Source organism: Streptomyces sp. NPDC004134 (assembly GCF_042874195.1).
Lineage (GTDB): Bacteria > Actinomycetota > Actinomycetes > Streptomycetales > Streptomycetaceae > Streptomyces.
The window spans coordinates 317,380-335,922 of record NZ_JBIAMS010000006.1 but is presented as its reverse complement, the minus strand read 5'-3'; the positions used below and the strand labels follow the sequence as shown (position 1 = coordinate 335,922).

The 18,543-nt window shown below is 73.1% G+C and carries 19 protein-coding genes; 16 read left to right on the top strand and 3 right to left on the bottom strand.

All coding sequences use genetic code 11. The features are described 5' to 3' along the window. On the top strand, window positions 1-878 hold an 878-nt coding region (locus tag ACFYVJ_RS11745), incomplete at its 5' end, for an acyl-CoA carboxylase subunit beta (RefSeq protein ID WP_388889336.1). Between the two features lie 223 nt (window positions 879-1,101). Continuing rightward, window positions 1,102-1,929, top strand: coding sequence for a BTAD domain-containing putative transcriptional regulator (locus ACFYVJ_RS11740; RefSeq protein WP_388889333.1), 828 nt, complete (start codon window positions 1,102-1,104; stop codon window positions 1,927-1,929). Window positions 1,930-1,986: 57 nt separating this feature from the next. On the opposite strand, the gene ACFYVJ_RS11735 is transcribed toward ACFYVJ_RS11740, so the two are convergent. Beyond that, window positions 1,987-2,982 carry a BTAD domain-containing putative transcriptional regulator gene (locus tag ACFYVJ_RS11735; RefSeq protein ID WP_388889331.1) on the bottom strand — a complete coding sequence of 332 codons (996 nt, stop codon included), beginning with the start codon at window positions 2,980-2,982 and terminating at the stop codon, window positions 1,987-1,989. Between the two features lie 398 nt (window positions 2,983-3,380). Between ACFYVJ_RS11735 and ACFYVJ_RS11730 the strand changes: the two genes are divergently transcribed. Further along, window positions 3,381-4,205, top strand: coding sequence for a BTAD domain-containing putative transcriptional regulator (locus ACFYVJ_RS11730; RefSeq protein ID WP_388889329.1), 825 nt, complete (start codon window positions 3,381-3,383; stop codon window positions 4,203-4,205). A 135-nt stretch (window positions 4,206-4,340) separates the two neighbouring features. On the opposite strand, the gene ACFYVJ_RS11725 is transcribed toward ACFYVJ_RS11730, so the two are convergent. Further along, window positions 4,341-4,625: a DUF6059 family protein gene (locus ACFYVJ_RS11725; protein WP_388889327.1), complete on the bottom strand. Its 285-nt coding sequence runs from the start codon at window positions 4,623-4,625 to the stop codon at window positions 4,341-4,343. A gap of 213 nt (window positions 4,626-4,838) precedes the next feature. Here ACFYVJ_RS11725 and ACFYVJ_RS11720 point away from each other — a divergent pair, with 213 nt between their 5' ends. Genes ACFYVJ_RS11720 through ACFYVJ_RS11705 form a run of 4 tightly spaced genes read left to right on the top strand, consistent with a single transcriptional unit; the run spans window position 4,839 to window position 9,092 of the window. Continuing rightward, window positions 4,839-5,795, top strand: coding sequence for an SRPBCC family protein (locus tag ACFYVJ_RS11720; protein ID WP_388889324.1), 957 nt, complete (start codon window positions 4,839-4,841; stop codon window positions 5,793-5,795). Then, the gene (locus tag ACFYVJ_RS11715) at window positions 5,792-7,537 is read left to right on the top strand and encodes an acyl-CoA dehydrogenase (RefSeq protein ID WP_388889322.1); all 1,746 of its coding nucleotides are present in this window, start codon (window positions 5,792-5,794) and stop codon (window positions 7,535-7,537) included. Before ACFYVJ_RS11720 ends, ACFYVJ_RS11715 begins: the two co-directional genes overlap by 4 nt. Window positions 7,538-7,539: 2 nt before the next feature. Beyond that, window positions 7,540-8,634 carry a 4'-phosphopantetheinyl transferase family protein gene (locus ACFYVJ_RS11710; protein WP_388889319.1) on the top strand — a complete coding sequence of 365 codons (1,095 nt, stop codon included), beginning with the start codon at window positions 7,540-7,542 and terminating at the stop codon, window positions 8,632-8,634. A gap of 2 nt (window positions 8,635-8,636) precedes the next feature. Then, window positions 8,637-9,092, top strand: a complete 456-nt coding sequence (locus ACFYVJ_RS11705) for a pyridoxamine 5'-phosphate oxidase family protein (protein ID WP_388889315.1) — start codon at window positions 8,637-8,639, stop codon at window positions 9,090-9,092. 49 nt (window positions 9,093-9,141) lie between these two features. On the opposite strand, the gene ACFYVJ_RS11700 is transcribed toward ACFYVJ_RS11705, so the two are convergent. Beyond that, on the bottom strand, window positions 9,142-9,597 hold the full coding sequence (locus ACFYVJ_RS11700) for a nuclear transport factor 2 family protein (protein ID WP_388889313.1): 456 nt from the start codon (window positions 9,595-9,597) through the stop codon (window positions 9,142-9,144). Between the two features lie 177 nt (window positions 9,598-9,774). On the opposite strand from ACFYVJ_RS11700, the gene ACFYVJ_RS11695 reads away from it, so the two are divergent. The 9 genes from ACFYVJ_RS11695 to ACFYVJ_RS11655 are packed head-to-tail and all read left to right on the top strand — an operon-like array spanning window position 9,775 to window position 18,541. Further along, window positions 9,775-11,235, top strand: coding sequence for an FAD-dependent monooxygenase (locus ACFYVJ_RS11695; protein WP_388889310.1), 1,461 nt, complete (start codon window positions 9,775-9,777; stop codon window positions 11,233-11,235). Window positions 11,236-11,286: 51 nt separating this feature from the next. Further along, a complete protein-coding gene (locus tag ACFYVJ_RS11690) occupies window positions 11,287-11,982 on the top strand; it encodes an antibiotic biosynthesis monooxygenase (protein WP_388889308.1) in 696 nt (231 codons plus the stop codon). Window positions 11,983-12,013: 31 nt separating this feature from the next. Then, on the top strand, window positions 12,014-12,346 hold the full coding sequence (locus ACFYVJ_RS11685) for a TcmI family type II polyketide cyclase (RefSeq protein WP_388889305.1): 333 nt from the start codon (window positions 12,014-12,016) through the stop codon (window positions 12,344-12,346). Then, the gene (locus tag ACFYVJ_RS11680; protein WP_388889303.1) at window positions 12,343-13,614 is read left to right on the top strand and encodes a beta-ketoacyl-[acyl-carrier-protein] synthase family protein; all 1,272 of its coding nucleotides are present in this window, start codon (window positions 12,343-12,345) and stop codon (window positions 13,612-13,614) included. The genes ACFYVJ_RS11685 and ACFYVJ_RS11680 overlap by 4 nt, the downstream gene beginning before the upstream one ends. Next, window positions 13,611-14,849, top strand: a complete 1,239-nt coding sequence (locus ACFYVJ_RS11675) for a ketosynthase chain-length factor (protein ID WP_388889300.1) — start codon at window positions 13,611-13,613, stop codon at window positions 14,847-14,849. The genes ACFYVJ_RS11680 and ACFYVJ_RS11675 overlap by 4 nt, the downstream gene beginning before the upstream one ends. A gap of 19 nt (window positions 14,850-14,868) precedes the next feature. Further along, the gene (locus tag ACFYVJ_RS11670) at window positions 14,869-15,144 is read left to right on the top strand and encodes a phosphopantetheine-binding protein (RefSeq protein WP_101420559.1); all 276 of its coding nucleotides are present in this window, start codon (window positions 14,869-14,871) and stop codon (window positions 15,142-15,144) included. Window positions 15,145-15,165: 21 nt separating this feature from the next. Next, a complete protein-coding gene (locus tag ACFYVJ_RS11665; RefSeq protein ID WP_388889297.1) occupies window positions 15,166-15,951 on the top strand; it encodes an SDR family NAD(P)-dependent oxidoreductase in 786 nt (261 codons plus the stop codon). A gap of 21 nt (window positions 15,952-15,972) precedes the next feature. Continuing rightward, on the top strand, window positions 15,973-16,920 hold the full coding sequence (locus tag ACFYVJ_RS11660) for an aromatase/cyclase (RefSeq protein ID WP_388889295.1): 948 nt from the start codon (window positions 15,973-15,975) through the stop codon (window positions 16,918-16,920). Between the two features lies 1 nt (window position 16,921). Further along, complete coding sequence (locus tag ACFYVJ_RS11655; RefSeq protein WP_388889292.1) at window positions 16,922-18,541, top strand: FAD-dependent monooxygenase; 1,620 nt, start codon at window positions 16,922-16,924, stop codon at window positions 18,539-18,541. Window positions 18,542-18,543 lie beyond the last annotated feature (2 nt).

Here is an 18,543-nt window from a genome sequence, read left to right as displayed (position 1 = left end):
TGTGTCACTTCGCGTATGACGACGAGGTGACGTGCCTGGAGGAGGTGCGGTATCTGCTGTCGATGCTGCCGCAGAACAACCGTGAGAACCCGCCGGGTGTGCAGGCGGAGGACCCCGCGGACAGGTCCGGGGATGTGCTGCTGGATCTGGTGCCTGCGGATGGCAATCGGCCGTATGACATGCGCAAGGTGATCGAGGAGCTCGTCGATGACGGCGAGTATCTGGAGGTGCACGAGCGCTGGGCGACGAATCTGATCTGTGCGCTTACCCGGCTGGATGGTCAGGTGGTGGGGATCGTCGCCAATCAGCCGCAGTCCCTTGCGGGTGTCCTGGACATCGAGGCGTCCGAGAAGGGTGCCCGCTTTGTTCAGATGTGCGATGCTTTCAACATTCCGATCGTCACCCTGCTCGATGTGCCGGGCTTCCTGCCGGGTGTGGATCAGGAGCACGGCGGGATCATCCGGCACGGGGCGAAGCTGCTGTATGCGTACTGCAATGCGACCGTGCCGCGGATCTCGGTGGTGCTGCGGAAGGCGTACGGCGGTGCGTACATCGTGATGGACAGCCAGTCCATCGGTGCCGACCTGACGTATGCCTGGCCGACCAACGAGATCGCGGTCATGGGCGCCGAGGGCGCGGCGAACGTGATCTTCCGGCGCGACATCGCGGCCGCGGACGACCCCGACGCCAAGCGCACCGACATGGTCAAGCAGTACAAGGCCGAGCTGATGCACCCCTATTACGCGGCCGAACGCGGCCTCGTCGACGACGTCATCGACCCGGCCGATACCCGCGCGGTACTGATCCGCTCATTCTCGATGTTGCGTACGAAACACGCGAATCTCCCCGCCCGTAAGCACGGCAACCCGCCCATGTAGTGCGGAACATCACATGTCACCGAAGAGCGGTGCTTTCTCCGGGCGCCGCAGCTCAACGCGATGCTCGCCAAGGGTGACAGTTTTGTCGACACGGTGATGCATTGACAAACAGACCGCTCCGTATCTTTAATCGAGTGATTCGCGTCACGGTGCACACTGTGATCAGGGGCAGCAGTGGACACGGGGCACGTCAAGCGTGGTCCGCTGCACAAATGGGGGAGCGATGAACATCGAAGTGCTTGGTCCGTTAACAGTGCACATACGGGGGAAAGTCGTTCTCCCGACGGCACCCAAACCGAGGAAGCTGCTCGCCATGCTGGCGCTGCGGGCCGACCGGATGGTGCCGATACCGGTCCTGATCGATGAGCTCTGGGGCGAGAACCCGCCGCGGAGCGCACGCACCACCATGCAGACGTACGTCCTCCAGCTTCGCGAACTCATCGGGGAGGCGCTGGAGCTGGGCGGCGGCGACCGCGCGGCCGCCAAGGACGTCCTGGTCACCCTGCCGGGTGGGTACCGGCTGGAGACCGGCGGCGGCAGCGTCGACTTTCGCGAGTTCGACCGCCGGGTGGTCGCCGGCTACCGCGCGTTCGACGCGGAGGACTTCCACGCCGCCGCGCGGCTGCTGCGCAGCGCGCTCTCGCTGTGGACGGCGCCCGCCCTCGCGGACGTCCAGTCGGGCCCGTACATCCGGATGGAGATCAACCGCCTGGAGGAGGCGCGCCTGTGCGCGCTCGACCGGCGGATGGAGGTCGACCTGCGCCTCGGCCGGCACCGGGAGGTCCTCTCGGAGCTGACGCTGCTCGTCAACCAGCACCGCACGCACGAGAGCCTGCACCGGCAGTTCATGCTTGCCCTGCACCGCTGCGGGCGGCGCGGAGAAGCGCTCAGCGCCTATCAGCGGCTGCGCGCCACGCTCGTGGAGGAGCTGGGCCTGGAGCCCTCGCCCCAACTGCAGCGGCTGCAGCGGGCCATCCTCACCTCGCGGGGGACGCAGGCCCCGGCGCGCGGGATGGTCAAGCGGCCGGTGGCGCCGGCCCGGCACGGATGACCGATGGGGTCAGCGAGCCGCTCGTCGCGCCCGCGGGCCGCGGTGGGCGGCCGTCGGTCAACGGCTGCCGGCGGGGCGGGCGGCGAGCTGGTCGAAGCGCTGGAGCAGCGCCTGATGGTCGCGGGTGAGCCGGTCGAGGTGACGCCGCAGGCGGGCGATCTCACCGTGCAGGGCACGGTCGCCGCCGTCCGCCGGCGCCGCGGCCTCTGTACGCGCACGGGGGTCCCGCGTGTCGGGGAGGGGCCCCATGGCGACGGCGAGCCGCGCCGGGTGCCCGGCGCAGTCCGGCGGATCGAGCGCCGGATCGTGGTCGAGCACCGCGCCGAGCCGGCCGCGGAGCGCCGGCCCCGGCTCGATGCCCAGCTCCTGGGCGAGCCGCGCGCGTGCCCTGTCGTAGACGCTCAGCGCGTCTGCCTGCCGGCCGCAGCGGTAGAGCGCCACCATCAGCAGGTCGTAGAAGCGTTCCCGCAGCGGGTGGTGGACCGTCAGCTCGGTCAGCTCGCCCGTGATCTCGTGGTGCCGCCTGGTCCGCAGGCACGCCTCGTACAGCGCTTCGAGCGCCACGAGCCGCGCCTCCTCCAACTGCGCCACCTCGCCGGCGCACATGTCGAGCGGCGCCCCCTCCAGTACGGGGCCCCGCCAGAGCGCCAGCGCCTGCCGCAGCAGCCGGGCGGCGCGTTCGGGATCGCGGTCGAGGAGTGAGCGACCCTCCAGCGCGGCCCGGCGGAACCGGCCCGCGTCCGTCGCCGCCCCGCCGAGGCGCAGCGCGTAGCCCGCCGCGCAGGTGGTGATCCACTCCTGCTGCGGCTCGTCGGGGCGGGAGGGGGGCAGGAGCCGGCGCAGCCGGCGGATGTGGGCCTGGAGGGCGTTGGCCTTGTTGGCGGGCGGGGTCTGGGCCCAGAGCTCGTCGATGAGCCGGCGGGCTCCTACCGTCCGGTTCGCCTTCGTGATGAGCGCACCGAGCAGCGCGCGCTGCTTGGCTCCGCTCGGCACGATGCGCAGACCGGTGCGCTCGTCGTGGACCTCCACGGAGCCCAGGATGCGAAACTCCATCGCTTTTACTCCTTGCCCCTTGGGCTCGAACCGGAACGAGTGCTCCCGCGAAAAAGCTCTGGTGGTGGAACTGATCGGGTTCTTCGCGGTGTTTATCCAACGAGGATCTTAGAGCCCCGGGAAGGTTGCGGCTTGTCTGCTCAAGCGGCTTCCAGGGCGTTGTGTAAGGAGACTCAAGTCTGCGGAGTGGTCATTCCTGAGTTCTGGGTCAAAGGAATTGGAGAGCCGCTTGAAGAGCGATCCAGGGGCAATGGGGGGAAGCCGGGATGGTTGTTAACGTGCTTCCTGCCATGGCTCGGGCGGAAGAGCGTCGGAGTCCCACGATGCGACAAAATCGACATCAACGGCCGGCTGCCTGTCCGGAAACGGCGGCGGCCGGGTGAGGTACGGAGGCAACCGTGCGCATGAAGGTTTTGGGTCCGCTGAACGCCGAGGTCAACGGGTCATCCGTGGTACCCACGGCCAGCAAGCCTCGTCAGATCCTGGCACTGCTCGCCCTTTATCCGGGGCGGGTTGTTCCGGTATCGACACTCATGGAGGAGATCTGGGGTACGAAACTGCCGGCGAGCGCGATGACGACACTGCAGACCTACATACTCCAGCTCCGCAGACGCCTCGGCACCGCGATGGGCCCCGATGCTCCCGGGACGGCGAAGGACATCCTCGCCACCCGGTACGGGGGTTACGTCCTGCAGATCCCGCCTGAACGGGTCGACGTCTACGAGTACGAACGCCTCGTGGCGGCCGGTCAGCGGGCCGTCGAGGAGCAGGGCGACGACCGGGAGGCGGCCGAGCTGTTCCGGCGCGGCCTCGACCTGTGGGACGGCTCCGCCCTCGTCGACATCCGGGTGGGCCCGGTCCTGGAGATCGAGGTGACCCGGCTGGAGGAGAGCCGGCTGGTGACCCGGGAGCGGTGCATCGACGCCGACCTGCGGCTCGGCCGGCATATCGAGCTGATCGCCGAACTCACCGACCTCGTCGCCCGCTACCCGCAGCACGAGGGGCTGCACTCCCAGGCGATGGTGGCCCTCTACCGATCCGGCCGTCAGGCGTCCGCGCTGGAGATCTACCGCCGGCTGCGCCGCCGGCTGATCGAGGACCTGGGCGTCGAGCCTTCCCCCCAGCTCCAGCGGCTGCACCACGCCATGCTGTCCGTCGACCCGCAGCTCGACGTCGCCGCGGGCCCCCGCCGGACGTCCACCTTCGACCTGTACGCCGTCTGACGTCCGTACGCCGTCCGAAGTCACCCGCCGCCCCGGCCCGTACGAGCCGCGCCGCGCCGGTGCCGCCGTGAGGCGCACCGCACGGCGAGCCGCCCGGCCACCGGGGCCGCCGAGACCCCCCACCCGCCGTTGCCGCTAGGGGGTGTCTTCAATCTCGCGCCGCAGACGGGAGATTGAAGACGGACCCCAGGGCCGCCGGTTCAGTTCCTGCTCGATGGACTGCTCCAGCGGGGTGAGGGCCATGCCGGGGCAGAGCCGTTCCGGATGGCCCGCCGGTGGCCCCTTTGGCTCCGCGGGCCGCTCCTCCGAGGCCGTCCCGGGCTCCCGGACCGCGCCCGTGTAGTGCGTGCCGAAGGCCACCAGGCAGCGGTACAGCTCCCGCGTCACGCACTTCCCGAGGGCTCGCACGAAGGCTCGCATGGAGGTGCTCACCCCTCCTTCCCGTGTCGGCCGGGTCCGTCGTCGTCACGTATCCGTCCGTACGTACCCGTCATCGGCACGTACACCCTCGGCGAGCCGGGTCGAGTGCCCTTCGAAGCCGCCTCAAGCGCCGCGCCGCAGGCTGGGCCGACGGCGCGAGCGGAACGCGAGCCGGGCGAGAGCCCGGCCGCCGGCCCGAGGAAGGGGCACCACATGCCGACGAGCGGCGTGCACCGCACCTGCCAGCGGATGGAGGTGGCGTCTCCCGCGGGCGTGGTCTACGGCCTCATCGCCGACGCGGGCCGGTGGCCGATGTTCTTCCCGCACCACATCCACGTGGAGCAGCTCGCCTTCGACGGCGGCGTGCAGCGGCTGCGGATGTGGGTGAGCGCCGCGGGCGAGATCAGGTCCTGGCACCTCGTCCGCTCGCTCGACGCGGTACGCAGACGCGTCGAGTTCCGGCTGGAGTTGCAGGCGGAGCCGGTGAGCGCGGTCGTCGGAAGCTGGAGCGTCGACCCCCTCGGCTCCGGGCGGGCCCGGGTGGCGCTGCGGCACCACTTCTTCGTCGCCGGGGACGCGGCCGACGACGTCGCCTGGGTGGTGCGGGCGATGGACGACACCAGCAGGGTCGAGCTGGCGCAGCTCAAGTCGCTCGCCGCCCGCTGGACCCGCCTCGACGACCTCGTGCTCACCTGCGAGGACTCCGTCCACGTCAACGGCCCCGTGGAGCGCGTCTACGACTTCTTCTACCGCGCGGGGCACTGGCCGCGGCGGGTCCCGCACATCTCCCGGGTGCGGTTGCGGGAGCGGCAGCCCGGGATCCAGACGATGGCCATGGACATCCGGGCGCCCGACGGCAGGATGCGCCGCTCGCAGTCGGTGCGCCTCGGCTTCCCGCACGCGGGGCGGATCGTCTACAAGGACACCGCGATGCCGTCGCTGATGGCCGCGCACACCGGCGAGTGGTCGATCGAGCCGGAGATCCACGGCGTACGGGTCGTCTCCCACCACCAGGTGGTGCTCCAGGAGGACGTCGCCCGCTCCCTCGACGGCACCAGGACCGGACTCGCGGCCGTCAGACGGCGCGTCAGGGAACGGCTGGGGCGCAGCAGCGTCGCCGCGATGAACCTGGCGAAGAGGCACGCGGAGAGCGCGGTCCGGCCTCGGTGACCGGCAGCCCGTCCACCCCGACCCCGCCGGCCGGCCCGGCGGCGGACCGCGCCGCCCGGCTGGAGGCGCTGCTCGGCGACCCGCGGGAGCCGCGCAACCCGCACGGGCGTGCCGCGCTGCTGCGGGCGGACGAGGCCGGCGAACTCCCGGCCGCCACCGAGCCGCTGCTCGTCGCGGTGTCGCTGGCCGCGGAGCTGGTGCCGCGCGCCCTCGGCGGCCGCCTCGGCGGACTCGACGGGCTCGACGGGCTCGCCGCCGTGCTCCGTCCCCTGGGGCGGCGGCACTTCCGGCTCGGCTGGACCCGGGGCGCGGCGCCGTTCGCCGCCGCGGCGGCGGTGTGGGCGGACGGCACCGAGGGGCAGCGCACGGCGACGGCGCACCTGCTGCTCGGCGGCGGCCGGATCGCCACGCTGGCGCGCGGGCCCGCGACCGGTGCGGCGGCGGCACGCGACGGGCTGCGGGCCCGGCCCGCGGGCGGCGGCTTCGTGCTCAGCGGGTACGGCACCGCCGTGCCGGAGGCGGACCGGGCCCGGGCGCTCCTCGCGTACGCCCGCACCGGCGGCTCCGCGGGACCCCGCAGCCACTCGGCGCTGCTGCTCGACGTCCGCGGGCTGCCCGCCGGGCGGCTGCGCCGCGGCCCGCGTTCGGCGGCGCCGTACGGCAGCTTCGCCCGCGTCGGCCTGGACGCCTGTCCCGTACCACGGTCGCGGCTCGTCGGGGAGGAGGGGGCCGGGGTGCCGCTGGAGGTGCGCACCGCGCAGGTCTCCCGGTGCCTGCTGCCCGCCGTGGCCGTCGGCGCCGTCGACAGCGTCCTGCGGGACGCGGTGGACGTCTCGTACGCGGAGGACCGCCCCGTGCGCCGCGGCGGGCGGCGGCACCGCGTGCTGGCGGGCGTCTTCACGGACCTGCTGACCGGGGACTGCCTCGTCCAGGCGGGGCTGCGCACGCTGACGTGCGCGCCGGAGAGCGCATCCGCCGTCGCCGCCGCGGCCCAGTACGTGGCCGCCGCCCTCTGCCGGGACGTCCTGGACGACCTCGCCGGGGCGCTGGGCGCCCGCGTGTACGAACCGGCGCCGGCCGGCGAGGCGTTCAGGCGGACGGCGCGCGACCTGGCCGCCGCCGGGCTCGGCCCGGCCGGGCAGCGCGGCAGCCTCGGCACGCTCGTCGCGCACCTGCGGCTGCTCGCGGCCGGCGTACCCGGCATCGAGCCGCACAGCGGCATCTTCCACCCTGGCCCGTCCGGCGCCCCCTTCGACGCCGCCCGGCTGGTGCCCGCCGCGCGCGCCGACGTGCTCACCGCGGCCCTCCTCCACGCCGCCGCCGGGACCCCGGCCGCGCGCGGCGGCGCGGCGGCGGCGCTGGCCCGGCTCACCGGCCTGTTCGCGGACGAGGTACGGGCCATGGGCCGCCGCTGCGCGGCGCTGCCCGGCGTCGGCACCACCGCCCCCGCGCTGCCCGAGGCACTGGTGCTCGCCGACCGCTATGCCTGGGTGCTCGCCGCCGCGGCGTGCGTGGCCGTGCGGCGGGAGCACGAGGGCCGCTCCTGGCTGGGCGAGCCCGCCTGGGCGCTCCTCGCGCTCGGGCGCATCGGCCGCAGGCTGGCCCTGGACGTACCGCCGCCCGGGGCGCGGACCGTCGACGCGGTCGTCGCCGAACTGCTGGGGCGCCACCGCCGGTTCCGCAGCTTCGACCTGTACGGCGTCCGCCTCGCCGGCGGGGGCGCGGCGTACGGGAGGCGATAGCCGTGGGCACGGCCGCGATCGCGGCACCGGTCCACCTGCCGGTGCCGGAGTACGCGGGGCGCGCGGTCACCCGGCGGCTGGCGCGGGACGGCAGCGTCGTCGTCTTCGCCACCTGGGGCGAATGGCTGCCCACGGTGCTGACCGTGCCGGGGCTGCGCGGCCTGCTCGGCAGCGACTGGCCGCGCTACCGGCAGCGCCCGCACGGCGCGGTGCGCTACCGGTTCGCCGCGGCCGGACTGCTGCTGCGGTTCGCGGCCGCCGCCGCGCTGCGCACCGAGCCGGGGGCGCTCGACCTCGCGCGCCGCCCCGGCGGCCGCCCGTACCTGCGCGGCCTGGAGGAGCTTGAGGTGACGCTCACGCACTCCGACGAACTGGTGGCGGCCGGGCTCAGCCGGGTCGGCCGCATCGGCGTGGACGCCGAACCGGCGGACCGGCGGCCGGCCCTGGACGCCGTACGCTCGCGGATCCTCACCCCGGCGGAGTCCGCCGACCTCGACCGGATGCCGGCGGGCCGGCGCACGGCGCACCTGCTGCGGCTGTGGACGCTGAAGGAGGCGTACGCGAAGGCCATGGGCCAGGGGCTGCGGATGGACTTCACCGCCTTCGGGTTCGGGCCGCGGGGGGATTCGCTGCGCCGCCGGAACGGCACGGCCGCGCCGGGCTGCGGCGACTGGGCGTTCGCCACCCACCGGGTGCTGGGCCGATATCTGCTGAGCGTGGCCAGGCAGGACGCCGGCCGCGGCGACGGGCCGGGCGACGCGGCGGGCACCGGGCTCGACCCGGCCGCGCTGGCCGTCGAGTCGGCGCCCGCACCGATCGCGCCCGAACGGCGTGCGGCGGGTGCCGCGGCGGTGCCCGAGCCCGGTTCCACGGTGCGTCGAGCCGGTCTTCAGGCACCTCTCCATCGAGCCCTTAGCGCGGCGCGTGAAGCTGCTCTGACGGCGCGACCGCCGACGGACTCCGAGGAGGGGACCATGGACGAAGAGGATTCCGTGATCCGTCCGACCGACATCCCGCAGCCCGCCCCGATGCTCAGGCTGCCGGGCTGCGACGACGACGATCCGACGGAACCGAACGTGGTACGGGGGATCGACTGACCATGACGCTGTCCCACCGCCCCGAGGCAGCGCGCGGCCAGGAAGGACCCGAGGCCGTGCCCGCGGCCCCGCCCGAGGTCACGCCGGGCGTCGCCGCCTTCCTGACCGCGCCGCACGCCGCCGTGCTCACCACCCTCAGGCAGGACGGGTCCCCGCACCTCGCGCCGGTGCGCTTCACCTGGGACCCCGCCGCGGGCCTCGTCCGGGTGCTGACGGTGCGGACCGCGCGCAAGGCCCGCAACCTGCTGGCCGGTCCGGGGGCGGCGACCGCGCTGTGCCAGGTCGACGGCTTCCGGTGGGTGACGCTGGAGGGCCCGGCCGAGGTCTCGGACCACCCCGCCCGGGTCGAGGAGGGCGTGCGCCGGTACGCCGAGCGCTACTGGTCGGCGCCGCCGAACCCGCCCGGGCGGGTGGTCGTGGAACTGCGGGTCGAGCGGGTGATGAGCCTCAACTGCTAGCCGGTGGGCGGCGGCCCCCGCCGGAACCCGGGGGCCGGCCCCCGGGACGTCAGCTCCCGGGCGGCGTCCCCTCCAGCCAGATGACGGTGAACTCCAGCAGCGTGAGCCGCCACCGGCCGTCGTCCGTGCGCCGGGCCTCGCCGCTCACCCCGGTGCCGGTGACGAAGAGCGGCGGCCGGTCGCCGCCCGGGTGGTGCACGTGCGTGGAGACGAGGTTCGCGCGCAGTCTCGCCGTGTTCCCGCGGACGTCGGTCACCACGGGCGAGTGCAGATGCTGGGTGCGTGCGAACGCGGCGAGCGACGCGCGGTGCCATTCCGCCATGCCAGAGATGCCCTCGTGCCGGCTCATCGGGAACACCACCGCGGCGTCCTCCGTGAAAAGCCCGCGGGCCCAGTCGTCGTCCAGTTCCCCGGTGTCGAGACCTATCAGATAGGCATCCACGAGTCCGGCCACGGCGGCGGCGTCGAGAAATGCGGGAACGGCAGGTGATTCGGTGGAAGTCATGGCACGAGGATGCTCCAGGGACCTGCCGGGGCCAAGCACGGATGTCCTTCCTCTGACATTCTTGACGTTCTTCTGTAATTTACTGTCAGAGTTCTGTACTGATTCGCCTTTACCGCTCGTGAGCCGCCTGCCCATACTCGTCTCAACACCCGTGGGAACGACGACAGTTGGGCGACGATGGATAATCATGACGCAGATGTGGTCATCGTGGGCGCCGGGCCCACCGGACTCATGCTCGCGGGCGAATTGAGCCTGCACGGAATATCGGTCGCGGTGCTCGAGAGGCTCACCGAGCCCATGCGGCAGTCCCGGGCCCTGGGCTTCTCCGCCCGTACGATAGAGGAATTCGCGCAGCGCGGTCTGCTCGGCCGGCTCGGCGACGTGGACGTCATTCCCGTCGGGCACTTCGGCGGCGTACCGCTCGATTACCGCGTGCTCTCCGGCGGTTCCTACGGCGCCCGCGGAATTCCGCAGTCGCGCACCGAGGCCATGCTGGCGGGCTGGATCGGCGAACGCGGCGTCGAGGTGCGCCGCGGCGTCGAGGCGAGCGGCCTGGCGCAGGACGCGGACGGGGTCACCCTCACCCTCGCGGACGGCGGCAGCCTGCGGGCGCGGTACGTGATCGGCTGCGACGGCGCGCGCAGCGTCGTGCGCACCGCCGCGGGCATCGACTTCCCCGGTACGGAGCCCGCCGTCGAACTGCGCTTCGCCGACATCTCCGGGGTGCAACTGCGGCCCCGGTTCAGCGGCGAGGCGGTGCCCGGCGGCATGGTGATGGTGCTGCCGCTCGGCCCCGACCGCTGCCGCATCATCTACTACGACCGCCGCGAGCCGCTGCGCACGAGCTCCGAGCCGATCACCTTCGCGGAGGTCACCGAGGCGTTCGGGCGGCTGGCCGGCGAGGACATCTCCGGCGCCACCCCGCACTGGGTCAGCTCCACCACCGACGTCAGCCGGCAGGCGGCCGAGTACCGGCGCGGCCGGGTCTTCGTCGCCGGCGACGCCGCCCACATCCACTTGCCGATCGGCGCGCAGGGTATGAGCGCGGGCGTCCAGGACGCGGTCAACCTGGGCTGGAAGCTCGCCCTGGTGCTCAAGGACCGGGCCCCCGACGCGCTGCTGGACACGTACCACGCGGAGCGCCACCCGGTCGGCGCGCGCATCCTCGCCAACACCCTCGCGCAGCGCATCCTCTACCTGGGGGACGACGAAGTCACGCCGCTGCGCGACGTGTTCGCCGAGCTGACCCGGCACGACGAGGTGCAGCGGCACCTGGTCGGCATGGTCACGGGCCTGGACATCAGGCACGACATGGGTCCCGGCGCGCACCCGCTGCTCGGCCGCCGGCTCGAGGACGCCGAGCTGGTCAGGGACGGCTCGAAGACCACCGTGTACGAGCTGCTGCGGACCGGCCGCGGCGTGCTCCTCGACCTCTCCGGCGGCCCGCGGCTGCGGGCGGCGGCCGGCGGCTGGGGCGACCGGGTCGACGTGGTGGCCGCGGAGCCCGGCGAGGGGCTGCCGGAGAGCACCGCGATCCTCGTCCGCCCCGACGGCTACATCGCCTGGATCGCCGGGACCCGGGAGGGTGCGGCGGGCCTCGACGAGGCGCTCACGCGCTGGTTCGGCCCCGCGGCCTGACCCCCGGCACCGTACGCAAACCCGCTTCTGCACCGACTCAAGGAGACACGCATGCCCATTCTCTCCCCCGAGGACAAGCACCTGACGGTCCTCAACCTGTTCACCACCGACAAGCCCGAGAACCAGGACCGGCTCATCACGGAGATGCGGAAGATCGTCGACACCGCCGCCTTCGAGGGCTGGCTCTCCTCCACCGTGCACGCAGGCCAGGAGAGCCCGGGGACCGCCAACTTCATCCAGTGGCGCAGCGGCGAGGACCTGGAGGCGCGGTACGCGGGCGAGGAGTTCAAGCACCGCACGCTGCCCGTCTTCGGCGAGATCACCACCTCGATCCGGCTGCTGCAGAACGAGATCGTCTACACCCAGCGCCACCCCTCCCAGGGGAGCGTCACCGAGGTGTCCCCCGACCGCGACGACTTCACCGTCATCGAGGTCTTCAAGACCACCGAGGAGAACCAGGCGCGGCTCGTCGAGGCGCTGGCCGAGGGCCAGAAGTGGCTGGTGGACGTGCCGGGTTACCGCTCCCACACGGTCTTCCGCGGCCTGCGCGCCCGCTTCCTGGAGGGCGCCTTCGCGGTCGTCTACTCCCAGTGGGAGAGCAAGGAGGCGCACGACGCCTACCGCACCCGGCCGGAGGCCGACATGTCGGAGACCCGCCGCAACTCGGAGGCGACGCTCAAGTCGCTGGCCACCGAGCGGGACTGGAACTCCTACCGCGTGGTGCACAGCCGCAAAGCCGGTGAGTGACCGCCCGCGAGCAGCACGAGGAGACAGAGCCATGCACCGCAGCACCCTGATCGTGGCCCGGATGGCGCCGGACTCGGCGGCCGACGTGGCCCGGCTGTTCGAGCGGTTCGACGGGACCGACATGCCCGGGCGCATGGGCACCACGCGCCGGCAGCTCTTCAGCTTCCACGGGCTCTACTTCCACCTCCAGGACTTCGCGTCCGACGAGGGCGAAGAGCGCATTGAGGGGGCCAAGGACGACCCCCGCTTCGTGCGCATCAGCGACGACCTCAAGCCGTACATCGAGCCGTTCGACCCCGTGACCTGGCGCTCGCCGCGCGACGCCATGGCCACCCGCTTCTACGCCTGGGAGGCGGGCGCATGACCGAGCGTCGCGTCGTGATCACCGGGATGGAGGTGATAGCGCCCGGCGGGGTCGGCCGGGAGGCGTTCTGGGAGGAGATCAGCGAGGGCCGTACGGCGACCCGCGGCATCACGTTCTTCGACCCCGCCCCGTTCCGGTCCCGCGTCGCGGCGCAGATCGACTTCTGCGGGCTCGACCACGGGCTGAGCCCGCAGGAGGTACGCCGCATGGACCGCGCGGCCCAGCTCGCGGTGGTCGCCGCGCGCAACGCGGTCGCCGACAGCGGCCTCGACCCGGCGGGGCTCGACCCCTTCCGGGTCGGGGTGACGGTCGGCAGCGCCGTCGGGGCGACGATGAGCCTCGACAGCGAGTACCGGGTCGTCAGCGACGGGGGCCGGCTGGACCTCGTCGACCACCACTACGCCGTACCGCACCTCTACAACCACCTCGTGCCCAGCTCCTTCGCGACCGAGGTGGCCTGGGCGGTCGGCGGCCAGGGGCCCACCGCCGTGGTGTCCACCGGCTGCACCTCCGGCATCGACGCCGTCGGCTACGGCGTCGATCTGCTGCGCGAGGGCTCCGTGGACGTCATGGTGGCGGGGGCCTCGGATGCGCCGATCTCGCCGATCACCATGGCCTGCTTCGACGCGATCAAGGCCACCACGCCCCGCCACGACGAGCCGGAGCGCGCCTCCCGGCCCTTCGACGGCACCCGCAACGGCTTCGTCCTGGGCGAGGGCAGCGCCTTCTTCGTCCTGGAGGAGCTGGAGAGCGCGAAGCAGCGCGGCGCGCGCATCTACGCCGAGATCGCCGGCTACGCCACCCGCTCGAACGCCTACCACATGACCGGACTGCGCCGCGACGGCGCCGAGATGGCCGAGGCGATCCGGCTCGCGATCGACGAGGCCAGGCTCAACCCCGAGGACGTCGACTACGTGAACGCGCACGGCTCGGGCACCAAGCAGAACGACCGCCACGAGACCGAGGCGTTCAAGAAGAGCCTCGGCGACCACGCCTACCGCACGCCGGTCAGCTCGATCAAGTCGATGGTGGGGCACTCGCTCGGCGCCATCGGCTCCATCGAGATCGCCGCGTCCGCCCTGGCGATGCGGCACGACGTCGTGCCGCCCACCGCCAACCTGCACACTCCCGACCCCGAGTGCGACCTCGACTACGTGCCCCTGACCGCCCGCGAGCACCGGGTGGACACCGTGCTGACCGTCGGCAGCGGTTTCGGCGGCTTCCAGAGCGCCATGGTGCTCGCATCCCCGGAGAGGAGCCCCCTATGACCGCGGTCGCGGTCACCGGCCTGGGCATCGCCGCGCCCAACGGCCTGGGCACCGCCGACTACTGGGCGGCCACCCGCGGCGGCAAGAGCGGCATCGGCCGCATCACCCGGTTCGACCCGTCCGGCTATCCGGCGCGGCTGGCGGGGGAGATCCCCGGCTTCGTCGACGCCGACCACCTGCCCAGCAGGCTGCTGCCGCAGACGGACCGCGTCACGCGGCTCGCGCTGACCGCGGCCGACTGGGCGCTGGCCGACGCGGGCGTCGACACCGGGGCGTTCGACCCGCTGGACATGGGCGTGATCACCGCCAGCCACGCGGGCGGCTTCGAGTTCGGCCAGTACGAGCTGCAGAGCCTGTGGTCCAAGGGCAGCCAGTACGTGTCCGCGTACCAGTCCTTCGCCTGGTTCTACGCGGTCAACAGCGGCCAGATCTCCATCCGGCACGGCATGAAGGGGCCCAGCGGCGTCGTCGTCACCGACGAGGCGGGCGGTCTCGACGCGCTGGCGCAGGCCCGCCGGCAGATCCGCAAGGGCACGCCCCTGGTGGTCTCCGGCGCCGTCGACGCCTCGATCTGCCCGTGGGGCTGGGTGGCGCAGTTGGCCGCCGGGCGGATGAGCGAACGCGACGAGCCGACGCGCGCGTACGTGCCCTTCGACCGCGACGCCACCGGCTACGTGCCGGGGGAGGGCGGCGCGATCCTCGTCCTGGAGGACGCCGCCGCCGCCCGCGCCCGCGGCGCCCGGAGCTACGGGGAGATCGCCGGCTACGGCGCCACCCTGGAGCCGGGCCCCGAGGCCGGCCCCGGGCCCGTACACCGGCGGGCGCTGCACCGGTCGATCGAGATCGCCCTGGCCGACGCGGGACTGGACACCGGCGACGTGGACGTGGTCTTCGCCGACGGCGCGGGCGTGCCCGAGGAGGACGCGGCCGAGGCCGAGACGCTGTGCGAGGTCTTCGGGCCGCGCGCGGTGCCGGTCACCGTGCCCAAGTCGATGACCGGCCGGCTCTACTCCGGCGCCGCGTCGCTGGACGTGGCGGCCGCGCTGCTGGCCATGCGCGACGGCGTCATCCCGCCCACCGTGCACGTCGACCCCTGCCCCGAGTACGACCTGGACCTCGTCCTGCACCAGGCCAGGCCGGCCGCGGCGCTGCGGCACGCGCTCGTACTCGCCCGCGGCCACGGCGGGTTCAACGCCGCCATGGTGCTGCGCGCCCACCCGACCACCACCGGCTGAGACGGACGGACGGATACCGATGACCGACAAACCCTTCACCCTCGACGACCTCAAGCGGGTCCTGCTCCAGGCCGCCGGCGCCGACGAGTCCACGGACCTGGACGGCGACATCCTCGACGCCACCTTCGAGGTCCTGGGCTACGAGTCGCTGGCGCTGCTGGAGACCGCCGGCCAGATCGAGCGCGAGTACGGGATCTCCCTCGACGACGACGCGCTGGCGGACGACCTGACCCCGCGCACCCTGATCGACCTCGTCAACGGCCACCTGGCCGCGGCCCGCGCCACCACCGCCTGAGCGAACAGTGAGGAAGAAGCCATGACACACCAGCCGGCACGCGTCGCCCTCGTCACCGGCGCGACCAGCGGCATCGGCCTGTCCGTCGCCACGCTGCTCGCCTCGCAGGGCTATCAGGTGTTCCTCGGCGCCCGCACCGAGGACGGCGTCGTCGCCACCGTGAAGTCCCTGAAGGACAAGGGGTACGACGTCGAGGGCCAAGTGCTCGACGTCCGCGACACCGACTCGGTCGAGAGCTTCGTCCGGGCCGCCGTCGAGACCTTCGGCGACGTCGCCGTCCTCGTCAACAACGCCGGCAGGTCCGGCGGCGGCGTCACCGCCGACATCGCCGACGAACTGTGGGACGACGTCATCGACACCAACCTCAACAGCGTCTTCCGCATGACCCGCGCCGTGCTGACCCTCGGCGGGATGCGCAATCGCGACACCGGCCGCATCATCAACATCGCCTCGACCGCGGGCAAGCAGGGCGTCGTGCTCGGCGCCCCCTACTCGGCCTCCAAGCACGGCGTCGTCGGCTTCACCAAGGCGCTCGGCAACGAGCTGGCGCCCACCGGCATCACCGTGAACGCCGTCTGCCCCGGCTATGTCGAGACGCCGATGGCGCAGCGGGTGCGGCAGGGCTACGCCGCCGCGTACGAGACGACCGAGGCCGCGATCCTCACCAAGTTCCAGGCGAAGATCCCGCTCGGCCGCTACAGCACCCCCGACGAGGTCGCCGGCATGGTCGGCTACCTCGCCTCCGACACCGCCGCTTCCGTCACCTCCCAGGCGCTGAACGTCTGCGGCGGCCTCGGCAACTTCTGACCCCGGCAAGGAGCAGCCGTCATGACAACTCGCGAGGTCGAGCACACGATCGAGATCAGTGCTCCCGCCGACACCATCTACACCCTGCTGGCCGACGTGGGCCACTGGCCGCGGATCTTCCCGCCGACGATCTACGCCGACCGGGAGGAGACCGGCCCGGACGAGGAGCGCATCAGGATCTGGGCCACCGCCAACGGCGCGGCCAAGAACTGGACGTCGCGCCGCTTCCTGTACCCGGCGGAACGCCGCATCCGGTTCCGCCAGGAGGTCAGCACCCCGCCGGTCGCCGAGATGGGCGGCACCTGGATCATCGAGAAGCTGGGCCCGGGCGCCTCGCGGGTGCGGCTGCTGCACGACTACCGGGCGATCGGCGACGACCCGGACGACCTGGCCTGGATCGACCGGGCCGTGGACACCAACAGCACCACCGAGCTGGCCTCGCTGAAGGAGAACGTCGAGCGGGCGCACGCGGCCGACCGGGACGAGCTGACCTTCTCCTTCTCCGACGAGGTACGGATCGAGGGCACCGCCAAGGACGCCTTCGACTTCGTCAACGAGGCCGGCCAGTGGCCCGAGCGGCTGCCGCACGTGGCGACCGTGCGCTTCAGCGAGGACACCCCGGGGCTGCAGTCCCTGGAGATGGACACCCGGGCGAAGGACGGCTCGACGCACACCACCAAGTCCTACCGGGTGGCCTTCGCGCCGCACCGGATCGCCTACAAGCAGGTGACGCTGCCCGCGCTGATGACCCTGCACACGGGGATATGGACCTTCGAGGAGGACGGCGACGGCGGTTCCGTCACCGCCACCTCCCAGCACACCGTCACCCTCAACACCGAAAACATCGCCCGCGTCCTGGGCGAGCAGGCCACCGTGGCGGACGCCCGCCGTTACGTCCAGGGCGCGCTGAGCGCCAACAGCAGCGCCACCCTGGGGCACGCCAAGGACTACGCGGAGCGGATGGCCTGAGATGAGCGCGCAGGACGGCGTCCCGGGCGTACGGGCCGGGGGTTCCTCGCGGACCACCCGGCTCGACGCCCAGGTGATCATCGTGGGGGCGGGGCCCGTGGGGCTGATGCTGGCGGGCGAACTCAGCCTGCGCGGCGTCCGCGTGGTGGTCGTCGAGCAGCGGCACGGGCCGACGACCGAGTCGCGGGCCTCCACCCTGCACGCCAGGACCATGGAGATCTTCGACTCCCGCGGGCTCCTCCCCGATGTCGGCAACCCGCCGAACGCCACCCGCGGCCACTTCGGCGGCATCCCCCTCGACCTGACGCTGCCCGGCGCGTACCCGGGGCAGTGGAAGGTGCCGCAGGCCAAGACGGAGTCGGTGCTGGAGGAGTGGGCGCTGTCGCTGGGTGCCGACATCCACTGCGGCACCCGGCTGCGGGTGCTGGGGGTCACGCAGGAGGGCGACTCCGTCGAAGCCGAGGCGGTCGGCAGAAACGGCGAGGTGGTGCGGCTGCGGGCCGCGTACCTCGTCGCCTGCGACGGCCAGGACTCGACGGTACGCAGGCTGACCTCGGCCCCGTTCCCCGGCCGCGGCGCCGCCCGCGAGCTGCTCCGCGCCGACGTGGCCGGCATCGACGTGCCGGACCGCAGGTTCGAGCGGCTGGACCGCGGTCTCGCGATCGCCGCCCGCCGGGAGGACGGCGTGACCCGGGTGATGGTGCACGAGTTCGGTGCCCCGGTACGCGCCTCGGGCGAGCCGGACTTCGCCGGATTCTGCGCCACCTGGCGGCGGGTGACGGGCGAGGACATCAGCGGCGGCACCCCGCTGTGGGTCAACAGCTTCCACGACGCCAACCGGCAGCTCGCCTCGTACCGGCAGGGCCGCATCCTCTACGCGGGGGACGCCGCCCACCAGCAACTGCCCATCGGCGGCCAGGCGCTGAACCTCGGCGTGCAGGACGCCTTCAACCTGGGCTGGAAGCTCGCCGCCGCGGTCCACGGCCGGGCCCCGGCGGGACTGCTCGACTCGTACCACACCGAACGGCACGCGGTCGGCCGCGCGGTGCTCGGCAACATCCGCGCGCAGGCGCTGCTGCTGCTGGGCGGGCACGACAACGACCCGCTGCGCACCGTGCTGACCGAACTCATCGGCCACGAGGCGGTACGCACCACCCTCGCCGGCGCCGTCAGCGGACTCGGCATCCGCTACGACGTCGGCGGCCCCCCGCACCCCCTGCTCGGCGCGCGGCTGCCGCACGCCCGGCTCCTGGTGGCCGGCGCCCCGCGGACCACGGCGGAGCTGCTGCGCTCCGGCCGCGGGCTGCTGCTCGGCCTCGGCGGCGCGCCGCCGGACGGCGCGGACGGCTGGGCGGACCGGGTGGACGTGGTCGCGGCGGAGCCGGAGACCGCGCCGGCAGCCGCCGCGGCCGGCCGACTCGACGGCGCCGGCGCCCTGCTCGTACGCCCCGACGGCTACGTGGCCTGGGCCGGCGACCGGCGCGGCGACGGGCTGGCGGAGGCGCTCGGGCGGTGGTTCGGCGCACCCGGCGAGGCGCACGGCCGCACCACCGCCGCCGGCACCGCCCGGCAGACGGAACGCACCCACACCCCGGCCCCCGCGCACCACGGGCCGGCCTGACG

Excerpts from the sequence above, each read along its gene's own strand:
- ACFYVJ_RS11740 (WP_388889333.1), top strand. The coding sequence starts at position 1,102 with ATGAACATCGAAGTGCTTGGTCCGTTAACAGTGCACATACGGGGGAAA.
- ACFYVJ_RS11735 (WP_388889331.1), bottom strand. The coding sequence starts at position 2,982 with ATGGAGTTTCGCATCCTGGGCTCCGTGGAGGTCCACGACGAGCGCACC.
- ACFYVJ_RS11725 (WP_388889327.1), bottom strand. The coding sequence starts at position 4,625 with ATGCGAGCCTTCGTGCGAGCCCTCGGGAAGTGCGTGACGCGGGAGCTG.
- ACFYVJ_RS11720 (WP_388889324.1), top strand. The coding sequence starts at position 4,839 with ATGCCGACGAGCGGCGTGCACCGCACCTGCCAGCGGATGGAGGTGGCG.
- ACFYVJ_RS11705 (WP_388889315.1), top strand. The coding sequence starts at position 8,637 with ATGACGCTGTCCCACCGCCCCGAGGCAGCGCGCGGCCAGGAAGGACCC.
- ACFYVJ_RS11700 (WP_388889313.1), bottom strand. The coding sequence starts at position 9,597 with ATGACTTCCACCGAATCACCTGCCGTTCCCGCATTTCTCGACGCCGCC.
- ACFYVJ_RS11695 (WP_388889310.1), top strand. The coding sequence starts at position 9,775 with ATGGATAATCATGACGCAGATGTGGTCATCGTGGGCGCCGGGCCCACC.
- ACFYVJ_RS11690 (WP_388889308.1), top strand. The coding sequence starts at position 11,287 with ATGCCCATTCTCTCCCCCGAGGACAAGCACCTGACGGTCCTCAACCTG.
- ACFYVJ_RS11685 (WP_388889305.1), top strand. The coding sequence starts at position 12,014 with ATGCACCGCAGCACCCTGATCGTGGCCCGGATGGCGCCGGACTCGGCG.
- ACFYVJ_RS11680 (WP_388889303.1), top strand. The coding sequence starts at position 12,343 with ATGACCGAGCGTCGCGTCGTGATCACCGGGATGGAGGTGATAGCGCCC.
- ACFYVJ_RS11675 (WP_388889300.1), top strand. The coding sequence starts at position 13,611 with ATGACCGCGGTCGCGGTCACCGGCCTGGGCATCGCCGCGCCCAACGGC.
- ACFYVJ_RS11670 (WP_101420559.1), top strand. The coding sequence starts at position 14,869 with ATGACCGACAAACCCTTCACCCTCGACGACCTCAAGCGGGTCCTGCTC.
- ACFYVJ_RS11665 (WP_388889297.1), top strand. The coding sequence starts at position 15,166 with ATGACACACCAGCCGGCACGCGTCGCCCTCGTCACCGGCGCGACCAGC.
- ACFYVJ_RS11660 (WP_388889295.1), top strand. The coding sequence starts at position 15,973 with ATGACAACTCGCGAGGTCGAGCACACGATCGAGATCAGTGCTCCCGCC.
- ACFYVJ_RS11655 (WP_388889292.1), top strand. The coding sequence starts at position 16,922 with ATGAGCGCGCAGGACGGCGTCCCGGGCGTACGGGCCGGGGGTTCCTCG.